Origin of the sequence: Nostoc sp. KVJ20 (genome assembly GCF_001712795.1) — a bacterium.
Taxonomy (GTDB): Bacteria; Cyanobacteriota; Cyanobacteriia; order Cyanobacteriales; family Nostocaceae; genus Nostoc.
Genome location: NZ_KV757638.1, coordinates 1 through 16,769, shown reverse-complemented (window position 1 = coordinate 16,769; position 16,769 = coordinate 1). Strand labels below are relative to the sequence as shown.

Sequence of the window (16,769 nt, the reverse complement as noted above, 5' to 3'; positions counted from 1 at the left end):
AGTCAGAATCCAGAATGATTAGAAAATCAAGGGTGCTATAGCTTCTTAATTTTATTCAAATTATTAAGCTTGAGTCTCAAAGTCTTCTTAATTCTGATTTCTGGATTCTGGATTCTGAATTCTTGCTTTACAATTTCAGTCTGGAGTTAATCTAACAACCAAAACTTAAGAGAACCATTCTAAAACAGCTTCTTCTTTGGTGTTAGTATTCCGAGATGGTGTCTCACGATTAAATTTCATCTGAATTGATCGGGTTTGCTCACCATCAGCAGCTACAGCCAAAATCGGGTAGTCAATTAAACCATCCTGGAAGGACATCTGGAAGCGGAATGTTCCATCTGGATTTAGCTTAATTGGACGGCCGCCAATGGTTACGGTAGCATCGGGTTCGGTTGCACCGTAGACAATCAATTCAGCATCGGCAATTAACCAGAACTGGCGCGGACGCATTGGTACGGCAGAAGCCGAGAAGCCAACACCTGACATTCCTGCACCGGAAGCGGTTAAACCAGACACGGTGGGAGCTGCCCACATACCTACACCAGAGGGGAAAACGTAGGAACTAAGGGATTGCACTCCACCTGGTACTTGGTGCTGGGAACCAAAGATAGAACCAGCAACCCGTAGCGCTTCGGCAGATTCCGCTAAACCAAAGATTTGGTCGTAGATGGGGTTGCCGTTGCCATTCACAACAGCATTACCATTGGCGGTAGCTGCAACCTTCTTGGCAGGGGGAACTAGTTCGTATTGAGTCTTACCACGTAAATCTTCTTCAAAGTTGACGGTGATGAAGACATCTTCTATCCAGTCAGAAGGATAAACGGGAGGAATGTGTACTCTCGTAGAACGAGCTAGTACTAACCAGCGACCATCAGCAGCACGATAGCCGATATCGATCACATAATCGCGATCGCTAACTGGAACTGGTATATACCATTCTCTGGCTAGTTCATCAGCAGGATATTCTTGAATGCTGTGGGGGCTTTGGTATTCGATATCGATGTCGGTGACATCATAAATCCGGAGCGCGAGTTGTTGTCCTCCTTGCCTACGCAGTTCCTCTTTGTGTTCATTGGGAACATCCCAGTAAGTGTAAGCCCACTGAGGATCGCGCGGTAAGAGTACAATCCGGCTGTCACCATATCCAGAAGGCAAATCTGCGAGTCCTTCATCAACATCAGCTAGAGATCCACCAGTACGATCTTCCTGACCTAATTCAAACTTTGCAGCTTCCACGGTTTCTTGTGCCTCCAATGAACGAGATGGACTGAGCAAATTTCTGTTGCGCTGTACTTCTTGTATTGATGCCAGCAGTTGCGATTTACGCATTCGGCTATAGCGAGAGATACTACATTCGCTAGCAACTTTGCGTAGTTGGCGTAAGGTCATCTCCTCTAGTGGCGGGCGTTCTTTTGCCATTAATTTGGCCTCCAGTAGTTTAAGCGGTAAATGATTTCCCCTGGTTAAAGAATGCTATGTAAAATCTCATCCATTCCAGATGAATTTCTTATCCTGACTCCTGGTTTTGCCCAGTTTTTAAGTTTTTTAATCTGTTTTTAAATTGAGGTTGTTTCCTTTCAATTCCTCAGTTATGCCAAAATTAGCATTTCTTTGGGATCGGAGGATTTCTTTTTGTTAAGTCAATATTAACCACTAAGCATATCTAGGGATCAAGGGGGAACAAGTAGGTTTTTCGCGTGGTTCACGGATTTATAAGCCCTTCCGGGATCGAGTTGTTATGTTTTCATGACATTTGTTGCTAGATATGATGTTGAGCAATGATAAAAATGTCATACTTTCATGACAATTTATTGTGGGTTCGCCAAAAACCGCAATTTACCCACTCAGAATTCAGAATTCAGAACTCTTCATTCAAATAGATTGGACATAGAGCATGGGGGACTGAGGGGTTAAGATAATTAGGAAAATGACGAGTGCTGAGTTAAAAGCACTAAAGTTTGACCAAATTAAAGAAGGGCGATCGCTGCCAGCATAGACTCAAATGAATAACCTGATTCTGGTTGTAGACGACGACAATTTCATGCGGATGCATCTGAATGAGCTACTGACAGAAGCAGGGTATCAGGTGGTAGAAGCAAGTAATGGTTTAGAGGCGATCGCTACCTATACTCGCCTCCACCCAGATATAGTTCTTTTGGATGCCCTCATGCCAGTGATGGATGGGTTTAGTTGCTGCACTCAACTGCAAGCACTCCCTGATGGCAAAGACACACCAGTGTTAATGATTAGCGCTTTTTCTGATCAGGCATCTGTAGAGAAAGCTTTTGCTGTGGGTGCAACTGATTTTATAATCAAGCCGATTCAATGGCCAATATTACGTCAAAGATTGCGCCGTCTTCTAGAAGCTAGTCGGGCTGTGGAGGAATTACGACAGCAAACTGCACAGGCGCAATTGCGGGAAGCACAATTTGGCATGGCATTAGATGCGGTTCGCATGGGCATCTGGAACTGGGATCTGCTGACGAACAAAATTACTTGGTCAGATAATCTCGAAGCGCTTTTTGGCTTAGAAAAAGGAACTTTCAACTACACCTATGAAGCTTTCATCAGTTGCATTCATCCGCACGATCGCGATTTCGTCAGGCGATCGCATCAGCAAGCTATTCAGAATCGAGCCAAACATAACATCGAATTTCGAGTTGTTTTAGCCGATGGGAGAATTCGCTTTTTAGAAAGCAAAGGAGTTGTCTTTGGGGATGCGTCTGGGGTAGCTGTGCAAATGTCTGGGGTATACATGGACATCACCAAGCGCAAGCAAGCTGAGGAGGCGCTAGAAGTTCATGCTAAACAGCAAGCAATGGTGGCAGAACTAAGTCAAATGGCCTTAGCTAGTACAGACTTGACTACACTAATGAACTCATGTGTGACAATGGTCGCCCAATGTCTCAAAGTTCAGTCTTGCAAAATTTTGGAACTATTACCAGACGATCATAAATTGCTGCTACGCGCTGGAGTAGGTTGGCAACCTGGACTGGTAGGAAAGGCCACCGTTAGCGCCGGAAGCAATTCTCAAGCTGGTTACACCCTGCTTTCCCAGGAACCGGTAATTGTTGATGACCTCAGCGCCGAAACACGATTTAATGGGCCACCTCTGTTACATGACCATCAAGTGGTGAGCGGCATTAGTGTAGTGATTCATGGCAAAGAGCGTCCTTTTGGTGTCTTCGGGGCACACACAACCAGACACCACACTTTTACCAAAGATGATGTTTCTTTTCTCCAAGCGGTTGCCAACGTTCTGGCGACAGCCATTGAGCGCCAACGGGTGGAAGACGCACTTAGAGAAAGCGAAGAACGCTGTCAGTTAGCTGTGCAGGGCAATAATGATGGGATTTGGGACTGGAACGTTAAAAATAATCAAGTATTTTTCTCAACTCGCTGGAAAGAAATGCTTGGTTACGCAGAAGATGAGATTTCCAATCATTTTGATGAATGGGCAACACGAGTGCATCCCGATGATATTGGATTTGTCAGACAAGCGATCGCTGATCACTTTGCCAAAATTACCCCATTTTTTATCAGCGAACATCGAGTCCGGTGTAAGGATGACACTTACAAATGGGTTTTGGATCGCGGTCAGGCAGTATGGGATAAAGATGGTAATGTAGTGCGGATGACAAGTTGCCATGCAGATATCACTGAACGCAAACAGGCAGAAGAACAACTGCGTCAGAGTGAAGAACGTTTCCAAATAGTTGCTCGTGCTAGCAATGATCTTTTATGGGATTGGGATTTGCTGACTAATGAGGTGTGGTGGAATCAAGCTTTACAAACACTCTTTGGTTACTCAGTAGAGCAAATAACATTGAATGCTGATTGGTGGTATGAACACATACATCCAGATGACAGGCAGAGAATCGCCTCAGAAACGATGGCACTGATAGATAGCGGTAGAACATTATGGTTAAATGAATACCGCTTTCGTCGCGGCAATGGTTCTTATGCCTATGTTTTTGATCGCGGCTATGTGATTCATGATAAGACCGGCAAGCCAGTGCGAATGATTGGGGCGATGATGGATATGAGCGAACGGCAAGCTGCACAACGCGATCGCAACCGAGCACAAGCAGAATTAGAACGCCAAAATATGCGATCGCAATTGTTCGCTAATATTACCCTAAAAATTCGCCAGTCTTTACAAATCGATGAAATTCTTCAAACCAGCGTCATAGAGGTGCAAAAGCTACTGCTTGCCGACCGTGTTTTAATCCTGCGCCTACAGCCAGACGGTTCTTTTATGGCGGTGCAAGAGGCAGTAGTTCCGGGTTTACCTGTTATTCTGGGGCAACAAATTATCGACCCTTGCTTTCGCGACGATTACATCGAACAGTACCGTCAAGGGCAAATTAGTTCGATTAACGACATCAAGGAAGCTAATATCAAACCTTGCCACGTCGAATTTCTCCAACAATTCGCCGTTCAAGCCAACCTTGTAGTCCCGATTTTCCTCAAAAATCAACTGTGGGGGCTGTTAATTGCCCATCAGTGCGCCCATCCCCGCCAGTGGACTCACTGGGAAATTCAACTTTTACAACAGCTGGCAGATCAAATAGCCATTGCCTCAACTCAGAGCCTAATCCTAGAACAAGAAACTCGGCAGCGGCAAGAACTCGCCCGTTCCAATAAAGAACTGCAACAATTTGCATTTGTCGCCTCCCACGATTTGCAAGAGCCACTACGTAAGATTACAACCTTTGGCGATCGGCTTAAAACCACCTGTGGCGATACATTAACCGAACAGGGACGTGATTACTTAGAACGAATGCAGAATGCTGCCAACAGAATGCAGACATTGATTGAAGACTTATTGACACTTTCACGAGTTACTACCAGGGCACAGCCTTTTGTATCAGTAAATCTGGCAAAAATTGCCCAAGAGGTATTGTGTGATTTAGAAGTGTATATCCAGCAAACTGGCGCAAGTGTAGAAATAGCAGAGTTACCCACCATTAAAGCTGATCCTTTGCAGATGCGCCAATTGCTGCAAAATCTGCTTGGTAACGCCCTCAAATTCCACCGCCCCCAGACACCACCTGTAATCAAAATCTATGGTATTGTTTTAAACAATCAAGCAGATAACACATCCGCTAATTCTGAACTCTGTCAAATCATCGTAGAAGATAATGGTATTGGTTTTGAAGAAAAATATCTCGATCGGATTTTCAATGTTTTTCAACGTTTGCATAGTAGCATTGAATACGAAGGTACTGGCATAGGTTTAGCGATCTGTCGGAAAATTGCCGAGCGTCATCATGGAAATATCACAGCCCAAAGCAAACTTGGGCAAGGAGCAAAGTTTATAATCACATTGTCAATTAATTCCCATTCTTGATTTTTATTCCTGGAGAGGGATTAATACTAGATCCCAAAATTAGCTTAATTGTACAATTGCACCCTGTAATTTGTAGGACTCATGCATTGTACAAATCAACCATCATGTTAATTATTAATACAATTCGATAATTTCAGGCTATTGGTGACTACCACGGCAGTTTGTAATTAGATATCGCTTGCTAATAGCAAAAAAATGGCAACAGAATAAACCTTTTATATCTAAACATATAGATTGCATATTTGACTATTTTTGTCAACGTAAGAGTTGCCATCTGTGCCAAGTTAATAACTTGATTCATACTAATAAACCAATGCAAAGGAGACGATGCATAGTGAACGGTCGAAAAGCAAACCTGACAATCTTAATGGCTGATGATGATAAAGATGACGGCATCTTAGTTCGTGAAGCGTTGGCAGAAAGTCAATTGCCAATTGAACTGTACATCGTGAGTAATGGTGAAGAGTTGATGGATTATCTCTACCATCGTGGTCAATATGTTGAGAACAGCAGTTCACCGCATCCGGGTTTGATTTTATTAGATTTGAATATGCCGAGAATTGACGGTATTGAGGCACTCAAAGAGATAAAAACTGACCCACATCTGCGGCGAATTCCAGTTGTAATCCTGTCAACATCACGAAGAGAAGAAGATATATATAATACTTACGATTTGGGCGCTAATTCTTTCATCATTAAGCCAGTGGCTTTTGCCTCATTAGTTGAAGTTATGAAGACTCTAGTCAAATACTGGTTTGAAATTGTGAAACTGCCACTAGAAGCAGTGGGAGACAAACATGGACAACAGCCCTATCAAAGTTCTGTTCATTGATGATGACGAAGACGACTATATTTTGACTCGTTATTGGTTCAATGAATTTCAGGTAGCAAACTGCGAGCTGGAATGGGTTAATAATTATGAAGCAGCAAGAAATGCGATCGTTCGCCACCAACATGACATTTATCTTGTAGACTACCGTTTGGGCCCCCATAATGGACTGGAACTTTTGCGCGAAGCAATTGCCAACGGCTGTTGTTCTCCAATAATTTTGCTAACTGGTCAAGGCGACTGGGAAATAGATATCGAAGCGATGAAAGCTGGAGCCGCAGATTATCTTGAAAAAAGCCAGTTGACAGCACCGTTGTTAGAGCGTTCTATCCGCTACGCCATTGAGCGCAAACAAACAGAACAGAAAATCCGCGAACAAGCTGCTTTACTAGATGTTGCCACCGATGCAATTTTTGTGTGTGATTTAGACGATAAAATTTTATTTTGGAACAAAGCTGCTGAGAGTCTGTACGGTTGGAAGAAAGAAGAAGCTATCAATAAAAAGACACAAGTTCTCTGGCATGAAAAAAATCTGTCTCAAGTTCAAGAAGCACTCAGTATTCTGATGAAAAATGGGTCTTGGGAGGGTGAATTACAGCAAAAAACAAAGTTGGGTAAAGAAATTATTGTTGAAAGCCGTTGGACACTAGTGCATGAATTCGGCAAAAAAGCACAATCTTTTCTCGTTGTTAACACAGACATCACACAGAAAAAACAACTCGAAGCGCAATTCCTCCGCGCCCAGCGATTGGAAAGCATTGGTACTTTAGCCAGTGGTATCGCCCACGATCTAAATAATGTTCTTGCTCCCATTTTGATGACAGCCCAACTATTGGAGGCACAACTTCATGATGAGCGTTCTCGGCGACTGCTGCCAATATTGATCACAAACGCTAAACGTGGGGCAAATTTAGTCAAACAAGTATTATCTTTTACACGTGGGCTGGAAGGCGATCGCACAATTTTACAATTAAGACATTTAATAATAGAAATCCAGCACATTATCAAAGAAACTTTTCCCAAATCCATTGAGGTTTCTACTCATATTCCGCAAAATCTTTGGACTGTATCCGGCGATGCCACCCAACTGCACCAAGTACTAATGAATTTGTGTGTCAATGCTCGTGATGCTATGCCCAATGGTGGTAATTTGAAAATATTGGCGGAAAATCTCTTAATTGATGAAAATTACGCCAAGATGCATATAGATGCGAAAGTTGGTCATCACATTGTAATTACTATTAGTGATGGGGGAATTGGGATTCAAAGAGAAATATTAGATCGGATATTTGAGCCATTTTTTACTACCAAAGAACTCGGCAAAGGTACTGGTCTTGGTCTTTCTACGGTACTTGGCATTATTAAAAGCCACGGCGGGTTTATCGACGTATACAGCGAACAAGGAAAAGGCAGTCAATTTAAGGTGTATTTGCCAGCACAAGATGCGAGAGAAACTATAGAAGAACAAGAACAGGGATTACCTCCAGGCCAAGGAGAATTAATTTTAGTTGTAGATGACGAAGCTGCTATTCGAGATGTGACAAAAACATCTCTAGAAAGCCATAACTACAAAGCAATCACAGCTAGTGATGGCATTGAAGCCATAGCCTTATATGCAGAACATCAAGATGAAATATCTCTTGTATTAACTGATATGGTCATGCCATCTATGGATGGCATAACTACTATCCGTACCCTGCGAAAAATTAACCCAGATGTCAAAATTATTGCTGTCAGTGGACTTAGTTCATCTGATAAAGTTAATACAGCTTATGACATGGGTATCAAAGCCTTTTTATGCAAACCCTATACAGCTAGCCAATTATTGCAAACTATTAGCACAGTCAAGAAGAGTTAGAGATTGGGCATTGGGCATTGGGAATTACTAATTTATTTGTCAAACTTGAGAGTTATAATTTTAGTAACTCCTAACTCTTAACTCTTCACTTTTAATATTTAATCCCCCATGACGAAGGATGAAGTCTTAGCGGCTAATGCAGCTTTTTATCGAGCTTTTGAAAGAAAAGATATTGAGATAATGAGTGCAGTATGGTCACAAGGAACTGGTAGTTTTTGTATTCATCCTGGAAGTAACATACTGCGAGGTTGGAAAGAGATTCGCATCTCTTGGGAGCAGATATTTAAAAATACCGCTTATATAGAAATAAACACAGATATAATTGCTACAGAGATAACTGATAATATCGCTTATGTTGTGCTGAGAGAAAATGTGTTCCAAGTCGTAGGCGGTAGAAGACTTGAAGCACAATCAACAGCTACAAATATATTTCAGTTTCTTGGTGGTAAGTGGTATTTAATTCATCATCATGGCAGTCCAATTTTGCGATGAGGTTTGGGGAACTGGGGACTGGGGACTAGCTCAGAGTTTTGTAATACCCAATGCCCAATGCCCAATCCCCAATGCCCAATCCCCAATGCCCAATCCCCAATGACAAATGACTAATGACTAATCAATTCAACTGCATCTCGTCCATCGCAATTTTGTAAGTAAACTTTGACAATTTCTTCTTTAGCGGTAGGCAACTTTTTGCCAATAAAATCTGGGTGAATTGGTAATTCTCGATGTCCCCTGTCTACCAATACAGCTAAACGAATCACTTCTGGTCTACCGTAATCGTTGACTGCGTTCAAAGCAGCACGAATTGTCCGTCCTTTGAAAATCACATCATCCACTAGTACAACCGTTTTTCCCGTAAGGTCAAAAGGAATTTCGCTTTTCGTTGGAGTCCGCAATCCAATTTTGTCGAGGTCATCTCGATAAAATGTAATGTCTAAAGCGCCGACTGACACAGCAACACCTTCCAGTGTCTCTATTTGACGCGCCAACAATTCGGCTAATAACGCACCCCTGGTATAAATACCAAGAAGTACCAGTTGAGACAAATCACGTGTCCTTTCCACAATTTGAGAGGCCAGACGAGTCAAGGTACGACGGATTTCTTCTGATGAGAGAATTTCAACTACTTTGGCAGACATAGCTATAGAATGATACCCATGAGTGATGAATCATATTAGAGATTTGGGGAGTGGAGAGTGGGGAGTGGGGAGTGGAGAATATGAAAATTTTAATCACCTATTCCCTACTCCCTACTCCCTGTTTGGAAATATTAAGAATATAGCGATCGCTATCCCTAACCATAGCAAAAAACAATATCGAGTCAGCTGCAAAGCATTCTGAATAGAAGTTGCAGTTATGGGATAAATAGCATCTCCTAGCAGTGGTTTGTACTTAGCTACCCCACGATACCAATTTGTACCGCCCATCTGCACTCCCAAAAAAGCCGCATAGGCGCACTCACTCCAGCCAGAATTGGGACTAGGATCGTTAATTGCATCCCGACGACAAATTCGCCAAACATGCATTGGTTTACCCGATAACAACGCCAGAGTCATGACTGTTAACCGACAAGGTAGCCAAGTCAAATAATCTTCTAATCGCGCACAGAACCATCCAAAATAAGTATAGGGTGCTTCTCGGTAGCCGACCATTGAATCAAGGGTACTGCTAGCTTTATATGCTAAAACCAAGGGCGTTGGCCCTACAACTGGTATAAAGACACCAATAATTGCATAAAAAAGCGGAGCCATTACCCCATCGGTGGTATTTTCAGCAACGGTTTCTAAAACGGCTCGTAAAATTTCTGCTTGTGAGAGGTTTTGGGTATCTCGACCAACATAATTACTTAAAATCTTCCGAGCCTTCTCCAAATCTCCTGCTGTTAAAGGTTGTAAAACAGCCTCCGCTGCTGCTCGTAAACTTCTACCAGCAAAACAACTAGCTAAAAGAATGCTATTTATTGCAATTCCCAACAATGGATGAACCCATTTGGCACTTTGAATAATCAAAAAGCCAACAAGACCGCTACCAATTATTAGGATAATACCTAGTACAATTCCAGCTAGGCGTTGTGTTAGAGAATTTTGACACAATTGGAGAAAAAATTTGGTCAGGCGAGAAATTACCCACCCCATAACTTGCACTGGATGAGGCCAATCCCAAGGATCACCAATTAAATAATCTAAAAGTGCAGCAATAATTAAAACAACAGCGGATGTCATTTGTTCTTTGTCATTTGTTCTTTGTGAAAACCAATGCTCAACACCCAATGACCAATGACTAAACCACAAAACTAGCTTCTTCTCCAAGGGAAGCTTGCCAGCTACGAGCATCGTAATAAAGGTCTGCGAGGGTAATACTGTACAAAGCTTCTTTGAGCTTTTGGTTGAGTCTCTGCCAGAGGCTAAATGTTACCCAATCTTCCGCTTGTGTTGGTGCTGGGGTGTGATGGGGTAAATGGCTAGTCTCGCCAACTGCTTCTAAAATTTGCCCTATAGATATTTGTATAGGCTCTCTTGCCAATTGATACCCGCCGATGCTACCACGAATTGATTTCACTAACCCAGCACGACGCATTTCTATTAGTAGTTTTTCAAGGTAAGGAGCTGGGATATCTTGGCGTTTTGCGATCGCTCTCACAGATACAGGGCCATATTTTGGCTGTAAACTCAAATCTAGCAACGCCTTTACACTATAGTGTCCTCTGGTAGTTAGTTTCATTTTGGCAAGCTTTGTTGTTTGTCCTTTATCATTTGTCATTTGTAAATAACCAATGACCAATGACCAATAACTAAGGATCAGTTTTGCTTATCATTCTGTGACTCAGTTATCATCCTCAACAACTAGACAACCTTTTGAGCGTTAGTTTAGAAAACTTCAAACTTGTATAGTCTAGCAGTAATTCACAAACTATATATAGTTATCAGCATTGCCAGCATTCTATAAATTAGATTGTCTTGGCAATATTGGTAATGGCATAACAATTGTGCATCTGAGTGTAATATACTTGGCTAGGTTGAGATAAAAACTAAAGGATTATGTTCCTATTAGCTCAACGTCAGCTAAAATAAAATCGATTCAAACACTTCAAACATTCATTTTCGACCTAAGTTGATGCCTAAACAGAAAAAAATTGAACCCCTACTCGGTGAAGAACTGCTCAGAAAAGTCAAAGAGCTAGAGAACGAGAGCAAGGAAGATAAAGCCAAAAAATGCGGCTACTATACCGTTACCAAAAATGGTATAGAGCGCGTCAATATGATGAAGTTCTTAAATGCCCTAATTGATGCCGAAGGCATTCAGTTGGACAGTACACCCAGTGCTAATGGGCGTGGTGGACGTAGTGCTAGCTATAGAATTAGTGTGCAATCGAATGGTAACTTACTTATAGGTTCAGCTTATACAAAACAGATGAATCTGAAACCAGGAGATGAGTTTCTGATCACTTTAGGCAAAAAGCACATTCGTCTGAGACAGGTAGATCCAGAAGATCGGGAAGAAGATGAAGCCATAGAAGCCACAGCTTAATAAATAGTCATTAGTCAATTGTCATTTGTCCTTTGTGAAAACTAATGACCAATGACTAATGACTAATGACCAATGACTATATCTGTAGTGGGTAAAACTGGTAAATAGTGGCGAAGTGCCTTGCGCGTTACTGCTAAATTGCAGGTTAATGCAATTTGCTCTCTTTCTAGTAAACCCAAAATGCGATCGGGTTTTTCTCGTGCTACTACTGGTAATTGATGCAAACCCCGAAGACTCATCCTGTCTAAAGCTTCAGATAATAGTTCATCCTGCCATGCATAGAGAATTTCAGTAGTACAAATGTCTATGAGAGTTTGACTGGATAAATTATCTGGAATTTCAGTTAGAGAATTTGGGTATGTTTGCCAAAAATTAAGGGCACGATTAATATCTTCCAGAGAAAGTATACCAACTAATTGCTCTGCTTCATCTATTACTAAAGCACTGCGGACGCGATCGCGGGTCATTTCTACAGCTGCATCTAACACTCCAAGAGTTGCAGGTAACTTTTTTGGACAGGGATACATAGCATCTTCTACCAAAATTTGCTGCACAATTTCTGCTTGTTCATCTTTCAATGCCGAAAGACCAATTTGTTGGAGATTAGAGTTAGAGTTAAAAGTTGGTTTAATCCTTTCCACTAGCCAAACACTCAAACCCACAGCTGCCATCAATGGTAAAACAATACGATAGTCGCGGGTTAATTCAAACAGCATTAAAATAGCTGTTAACGGCGCTCTGACACTAGCAGCTAGTACTGCTGCCATTCCCACCATTGCGTAAGCTGGGGGAGCTGCCATTTGATCGCAAATTGTCGGGAATGCTACAGCCAAAATTTTGGCGTAAGCTGAACCAAAAGAAGCACCTAAAAACATTGCTGGTGCAAACAACCCACCGATAAAACCACTACCCGTACTAATTGCAGTCATCAGTAGCTTTACTACCAACAGCACAACTAATAGGTAGAGTGGAAACTCAACATCCTGAAGCATTGCTTCTACAGTTTCATAACCGACACCCAGAATTTGCGGAAAGCGCAAAGCAACAGCGCCAATTATCACACCGCCAATGATTGGATGAATCGGCTGAGGAATTCGTCCCAAGAAGGCAAAACCTGGAACATTCCCAGCAAAGCAAGCTTTTGCTCCCCGAATTGATTGAGTATAAGCCAGAGAAACTAGGCTGGCCCCTAAACCCAATCCCAGGTAAAGGGGTAATTCCAAAGGACTGCGGACTTGGTAAACAGGTAAATCAAAAGCAGGTTGTGCCCCCAAACCAATTTGGGCAATTAATGCTGCTACCACCGCCGCTAGCAGCACCACACTCACCGCAGAAGTAGCGAAAGATGTAGCTCCCATCACCACCTCCAGGGCAAAAAATACTCCAGCAATGGGAGCATTAAATCCCGCAGCAAGTCCAGCCGCCGCCCCAGCACCCAACAGCAACCGCTGTCGTTCTTGAGATACATTGAGAATCACAGAGAACAACATCCCAAAATTTGCGCCAATTTCGACACTCGGCCCCTCTGGCCCCAAAGAAGCACCACTCCCCAAAGAAACAGATGCGGCCAGCATCTTTGTAACTGGTCTTAGTGGTCGCTTAATCTCTTTTCCTTGAGAAGCGGCGATGAGAGATGAAAGTCCAGGGCCAAAGTCTTGAGTGCGCCAGCGCATCAAGCCAACAATTAACCCGCCAAGGGTGGGAACGCAGGCTAGAGTCCAAGCACCCCAGACGCCAATTTGACCCATTAAATTTTCCAGCATCAGCTGGTGAATCAACTGGATTAAATAGTGAAAGGTGACTACACCCATACCAGTACCACCGCCAATAAGCATGGCTAAAAATAGCACTACGGTTTCTGGTGATGGTTGAAAACGATTAATTAGGTGAGCTAAACGCGCGGAAGGTGTAGGAAAGGCAGGTTGTTCCGTTACCTTCCTCAGTTGAGTGGGAGGCAAGAGAGTCATTGAGAGGCGGGGTAAATGTAAGAAAAAATTTAAATTTTTATCTGTTACTTCTCATTGTGAGCCATTCTTTAGCAACCAGACAAGTAGACTTTATTTGCTTGATTTACAAAGCTTTAGCAAAAAATTTCATTGTGCGAAATTTTTGTGGGGAGAATGGTTAAATGGGAGACAATTATTATTTAAGGGTCAACGATGCCTAGCTTGGGCGTAGCTGCGATTAGTGGGGTGCAAACGAGCGCCAACACTATTCTTTAATAGAGACAAGAGAGTTTTTGTTGGCTGGGTGGACGCACCCGTAAACATCAACTAGGAGTCATCCTTGCCTAAATCTAGCTATACTCGTGTTGCGACCATTGAGCCATCCTTGGTAGTAATACAATGTATGTATAGTTTATGCCTGATTTCAGACCATACATTGATTCCAATTGAATATAGCTATTGTTATAGAGCGAGTAAATGGACTAGGCGGACGAGGTAAATGAATATACACACCTTTGATAATCATTATGTTACTTGCCCAATTTGCCAAAGAAATGCTACGCCCAAACCAGTCAAAACGCGCATGGGCTTGTTTTGCTGTCCCTATTGCCAGGAGAGGCTAGTAGTTTGCCAGAGTGGTCATTATGTCCGCGATCCGTTTACTTGGAGACACTTGATGATGTCTTCGGCGCTACGAAAGCAAAGCCGACCTTTAGCGAGGATTATCAGAGATTTTGTCTTGCTCAAGCGTCCGATGGTAGCCTTGGCTGTAGGAAGTGCTATTTTCTTTAGTGCGATCGCCTTGACCCAAGAAAAGACAAGCTACGATCGCCAAATATCTCCCACAACAGAGAAAGTTAATGAACCAGGAAACAAATCTCAGTAAATGGATTAATTTGGTATAAATCAAATCTTACTTTGATTTTTGTAATATTATAAACTAAATACTTATGTGAAACCGTGTCTTATTGCCCCAAATAGGACACGGTTTTACATTCATTATTTATGCCTATCTAGACAAGAGAGACAAGGGAGACAAGGAAATAAGAATGAATAACCAATGCCCAATGCCCCATGCCCCATGCCCCATACCCAATGCCCAATGCCCCATGCCCCATACCCAATGCCCAATGCCCCATATCCAACATTTACAATCGATTAGTATCTTTAGTAACTAACTTCCAACCTTCAGCTTGATCAATTAGCTTCATCGACTCTAATTGAAGATTGGTGAAAGCAGATGTATGAAGTAGAAAGTAGGGTTGGCTGTTGTAGTGCCAATAATATTGGAGTTCACCGACAGAAGCAGGAATGATGGTGCGATCGCTATAATAATCCAACGAGGGACGATGGTGGGGAAAAGATGTGTAAATCTTCTTCGTAGCTGGATTTGCCCGCACAATCATAGCGGCGACTGGTTTAACTGGATAAGCTTCAGATAATTCCCAAACCCAGTAGTTAGATTTCATTAACAGCAGCAGCGAAATATAACTTCCCCAAAACAAAATCTTCAGAAATTGCCCGTCGCCCCGCTCTGCTAAAATAGCGGCTAAGGTCATAGTTAAAGCTACTGCTGCAAAAATCAGTTGTAAGTCTGCTTTGGGTGTTGTACCCCAACTGAAATAAATGCTACCAGCAGAAGCAGCCACAGCAAGTATTGCCAAACCAGCAACCCAAGCACGGGGATAGGATGAGATTAAAGGCGAATTTTCTGTATCTGATAATTGGATACCAAAAGCTAAAGCTAAACTAGGATAAATCGGGAATAGATACCAGGGAACTTTGGTAATCATGAAAGAAATTAGCAGCAGGTAAACACCACTCCAGGCCATTACTAGTTTTGCCCAGCTAAGGTTGCGATTTTCCCAGGTTAAGCGGACAGTTTGTGGTAAGAATAATAACCACGGCCATGTGTACTTGAGAAGTTCAATCACATAGTACCAAGGTGGTTCAGAATTTTCCTCTACACCTGAAGCAATTCGGCCTACTGATGGGTTTGCAAGGCCAACTTGAGCGAAAGTGTAACCATAGTGGAATAGTTGGGCACTATACCAACCAACTACAGGCAGAATGCCAATTAAGATTGCGATCCAAAGATAGTAACAGGTGAGTAGTCGTGGCGTATCCCAAAACAGAAATACAAGAGCGATCGCGCCGAGAAATGCGCCTAGAAGTCCTTGAGTTAGGCAAATCAAGCCAAAACTAATGCCAACACCAAGGCAATAACGTAAATCTCGGCGCGATCGCAACACGCACAACATCATCACCATCAAAAAACTTACCATTACCCCATCCAACATTGCTAACCGCCCATGACGCACCACGGGTAGCATTGTTAGGTAAATCAAAGCGCTATAAATCGCTGCCCAACGCTGGCGAAATATCTCTCGAGCAATGCAATACAGAAAAGGTACAGATGTCGCGGTTAAAATTGCTCCAGGTAGACGCGTTGTTAATTCATTTTCACCTAAGAGAGAATAAGCCCAAGCAATTAGCAAATGCATCAAAGGCGGCTTGTTATGATACGGTTCGCCTCCTAGTGTTGGGTAAAGCCAACGCATTGAACCTGCTGGTGCGTGCCAAATTTCACGAGCAACCTGTGCCACAGTCCCTTCATCCCAATCTCGCAGTGGCAATCCTCCCAGATTGATGCTAAATAGTAATACTGCTGCCAACAGCAACACTATTAGCCATACCCAATCAATCCATTTGCCAACCGTGCGATGCTGTTTTTCCAGATGACTCCAAATAAAGCTTCCTTCTTGCATATTCTATGTTAATCATTTTACTTGCTGGTTTGATTACATAGAGACCAGAGCGAATCTCCAATGTTGCCACCCAGTAGCAACGTATGTTCTTAACAATTGCTAGTTTCCAAGATTAACTCAACTTTTTATAATTAGCGCTATTTTTTTTAAATTTATCGGAATTATTTAAAAAGCATTCAAGCCTAAAAAGATAAAAATAATACAGACAATAATTTTTTTATTACTTGTTTTCTAATCCGTAAATTAACTTGTGTTTTATTTTGTATGTGACGCTTAGTTTAATTTTTATCCGCTTAATTGTAACTTAGCTAACTTTAGAAAAGTATGAGCTAATTGCTACAGGGATTCAATGAACTGCTGAACACTTAAAAGATTTTTTTTAAAAACATAAAAAATATAAAACAGGAGTCAGAATACAGAATTCAGAATTCAGAATACTCTACCCATAAAGAGATAGAGTTTTAAGGTGAGAATATTTTACTTTTTT

At 42.1% G+C, this 16,769-nt stretch carries 13 protein-coding genes; 7 read left to right on the top strand and 6 right to left on the bottom strand.

Features of this window, described 5'->3' with window-relative positions:
* Positions 1-165: 165 nt before the first annotated feature.
* Positions 166-1,419 carry a DUF4912 domain-containing protein gene (locus A4S05_RS20440; protein WP_069071637.1) on the bottom strand — a complete coding sequence of 418 codons (1,254 nt, stop codon included), beginning with the start codon at positions 1,417-1,419 and terminating at the stop codon, positions 166-168.
* A gap of 583 nt (positions 1,420-2,002) precedes the next feature.
* Here A4S05_RS20440 and A4S05_RS20435 point away from each other — a divergent pair.
* The 5 genes from A4S05_RS20435 (at position 2,003) to A4S05_RS43440 (ending at position 8,635) form a co-directional block, all read left to right on the top strand.
* The gene (locus A4S05_RS20435) at positions 2,003-5,353 is read left to right on the top strand and encodes a PAS domain-containing protein (RefSeq protein ID WP_069071636.1); all 3,351 of its coding nucleotides are present in this window, start codon (positions 2,003-2,005) and stop codon (positions 5,351-5,353) included.
* A 367-nt stretch (positions 5,354-5,720) separates the two neighbouring features.
* The gene (locus A4S05_RS20430; RefSeq protein ID WP_069071635.1) at positions 5,721-6,185 is read left to right on the top strand and encodes a response regulator; all 465 of its coding nucleotides are present in this window, start codon (positions 5,721-5,723) and stop codon (positions 6,183-6,185) included.
* A complete protein-coding gene (locus tag A4S05_RS20425) occupies positions 6,151-8,040 on the top strand; it encodes a hybrid sensor histidine kinase/response regulator (protein WP_069071634.1) in 1,890 nt (629 codons plus the stop codon). The genes A4S05_RS20430 and A4S05_RS20425 overlap by 35 nt, the downstream gene beginning before the upstream one ends.
* A 108-nt stretch (positions 8,041-8,148) precedes the next feature.
* Complete coding sequence (locus A4S05_RS20420) at positions 8,149-8,532, top strand: nuclear transport factor 2 family protein (protein WP_069071633.1); 384 nt, start codon at positions 8,149-8,151, stop codon at positions 8,530-8,532.
* The gene (locus tag A4S05_RS43440) at positions 8,510-8,635 is read left to right on the top strand and encodes a hypothetical protein (protein ID WP_256091054.1); all 126 of its coding nucleotides are present in this window, start codon (positions 8,510-8,512) and stop codon (positions 8,633-8,635) included. The genes A4S05_RS20420 and A4S05_RS43440 overlap by 23 nt, the downstream gene beginning before the upstream one ends.
* A 7-nt stretch (positions 8,636-8,642) precedes the next feature.
* Here the strand turns inward: A4S05_RS43440 and pyrR are convergent, their stop codons facing one another.
* The 3 genes from pyrR to A4S05_RS20405 all read right to left on the bottom strand — a co-directional run bounded on the left by pyrR (position 8,643) and on the right by A4S05_RS20405 (position 10,761).
* Complete coding sequence (gene pyrR, locus A4S05_RS20415) at positions 8,643-9,179, bottom strand: bifunctional pyr operon transcriptional regulator/uracil phosphoribosyltransferase PyrR (RefSeq protein WP_069071632.1); 537 nt, start codon at positions 9,177-9,179, stop codon at positions 8,643-8,645.
* Positions 9,180-9,290: 111 nt separating this feature from the next.
* On the bottom strand, positions 9,291-10,262 hold the full coding sequence (gene cbiB, locus A4S05_RS20410) for an adenosylcobinamide-phosphate synthase CbiB (protein WP_069071684.1): 972 nt from the start codon (positions 10,260-10,262) through the stop codon (positions 9,291-9,293).
* Positions 10,263-10,320: 58 nt separating this feature from the next.
* The gene (locus A4S05_RS20405; RefSeq protein ID WP_069071683.1) at positions 10,321-10,761 is read right to left on the bottom strand and encodes an Rrf2 family transcriptional regulator; all 441 of its coding nucleotides are present in this window, start codon (positions 10,759-10,761) and stop codon (positions 10,321-10,323) included.
* A gap of 393 nt (positions 10,762-11,154) precedes the next feature.
* Here A4S05_RS20405 and A4S05_RS20400 point away from each other — a divergent pair, with 393 nt between their 5' ends.
* Positions 11,155-11,568, top strand: a complete 414-nt coding sequence (locus A4S05_RS20400; RefSeq protein ID WP_069071631.1) for an AbrB family transcriptional regulator — start codon at positions 11,155-11,157, stop codon at positions 11,566-11,568.
* A gap of 62 nt (positions 11,569-11,630) precedes the next feature.
* Here A4S05_RS20400 and A4S05_RS20395 read toward each other — a convergent pair whose 3' ends face one another.
* On the bottom strand, positions 11,631-13,535 hold the full coding sequence (locus A4S05_RS20395; RefSeq protein ID WP_069071630.1) for a chloride channel protein: 1,905 nt from the start codon (positions 13,533-13,535) through the stop codon (positions 11,631-11,633).
* Positions 13,536-14,013: 478 nt separating this feature from the next.
* On the opposite strand from A4S05_RS20395, the gene A4S05_RS20390 reads away from it, so the two are divergent.
* A complete protein-coding gene (locus A4S05_RS20390; RefSeq protein WP_069071629.1) occupies positions 14,014-14,400 on the top strand; it encodes a hypothetical protein in 387 nt (128 codons plus the stop codon).
* 262 nt (positions 14,401-14,662) lie between these two features.
* Here A4S05_RS20390 and A4S05_RS20385 read toward each other — a convergent pair whose 3' ends face one another.
* Positions 14,663-16,282, bottom strand: a complete 1,620-nt coding sequence (locus A4S05_RS20385) for an ArnT family glycosyltransferase (RefSeq protein WP_069071628.1) — start codon at positions 16,280-16,282, stop codon at positions 14,663-14,665.
* Positions 16,283-16,769 lie beyond the last annotated feature (487 nt).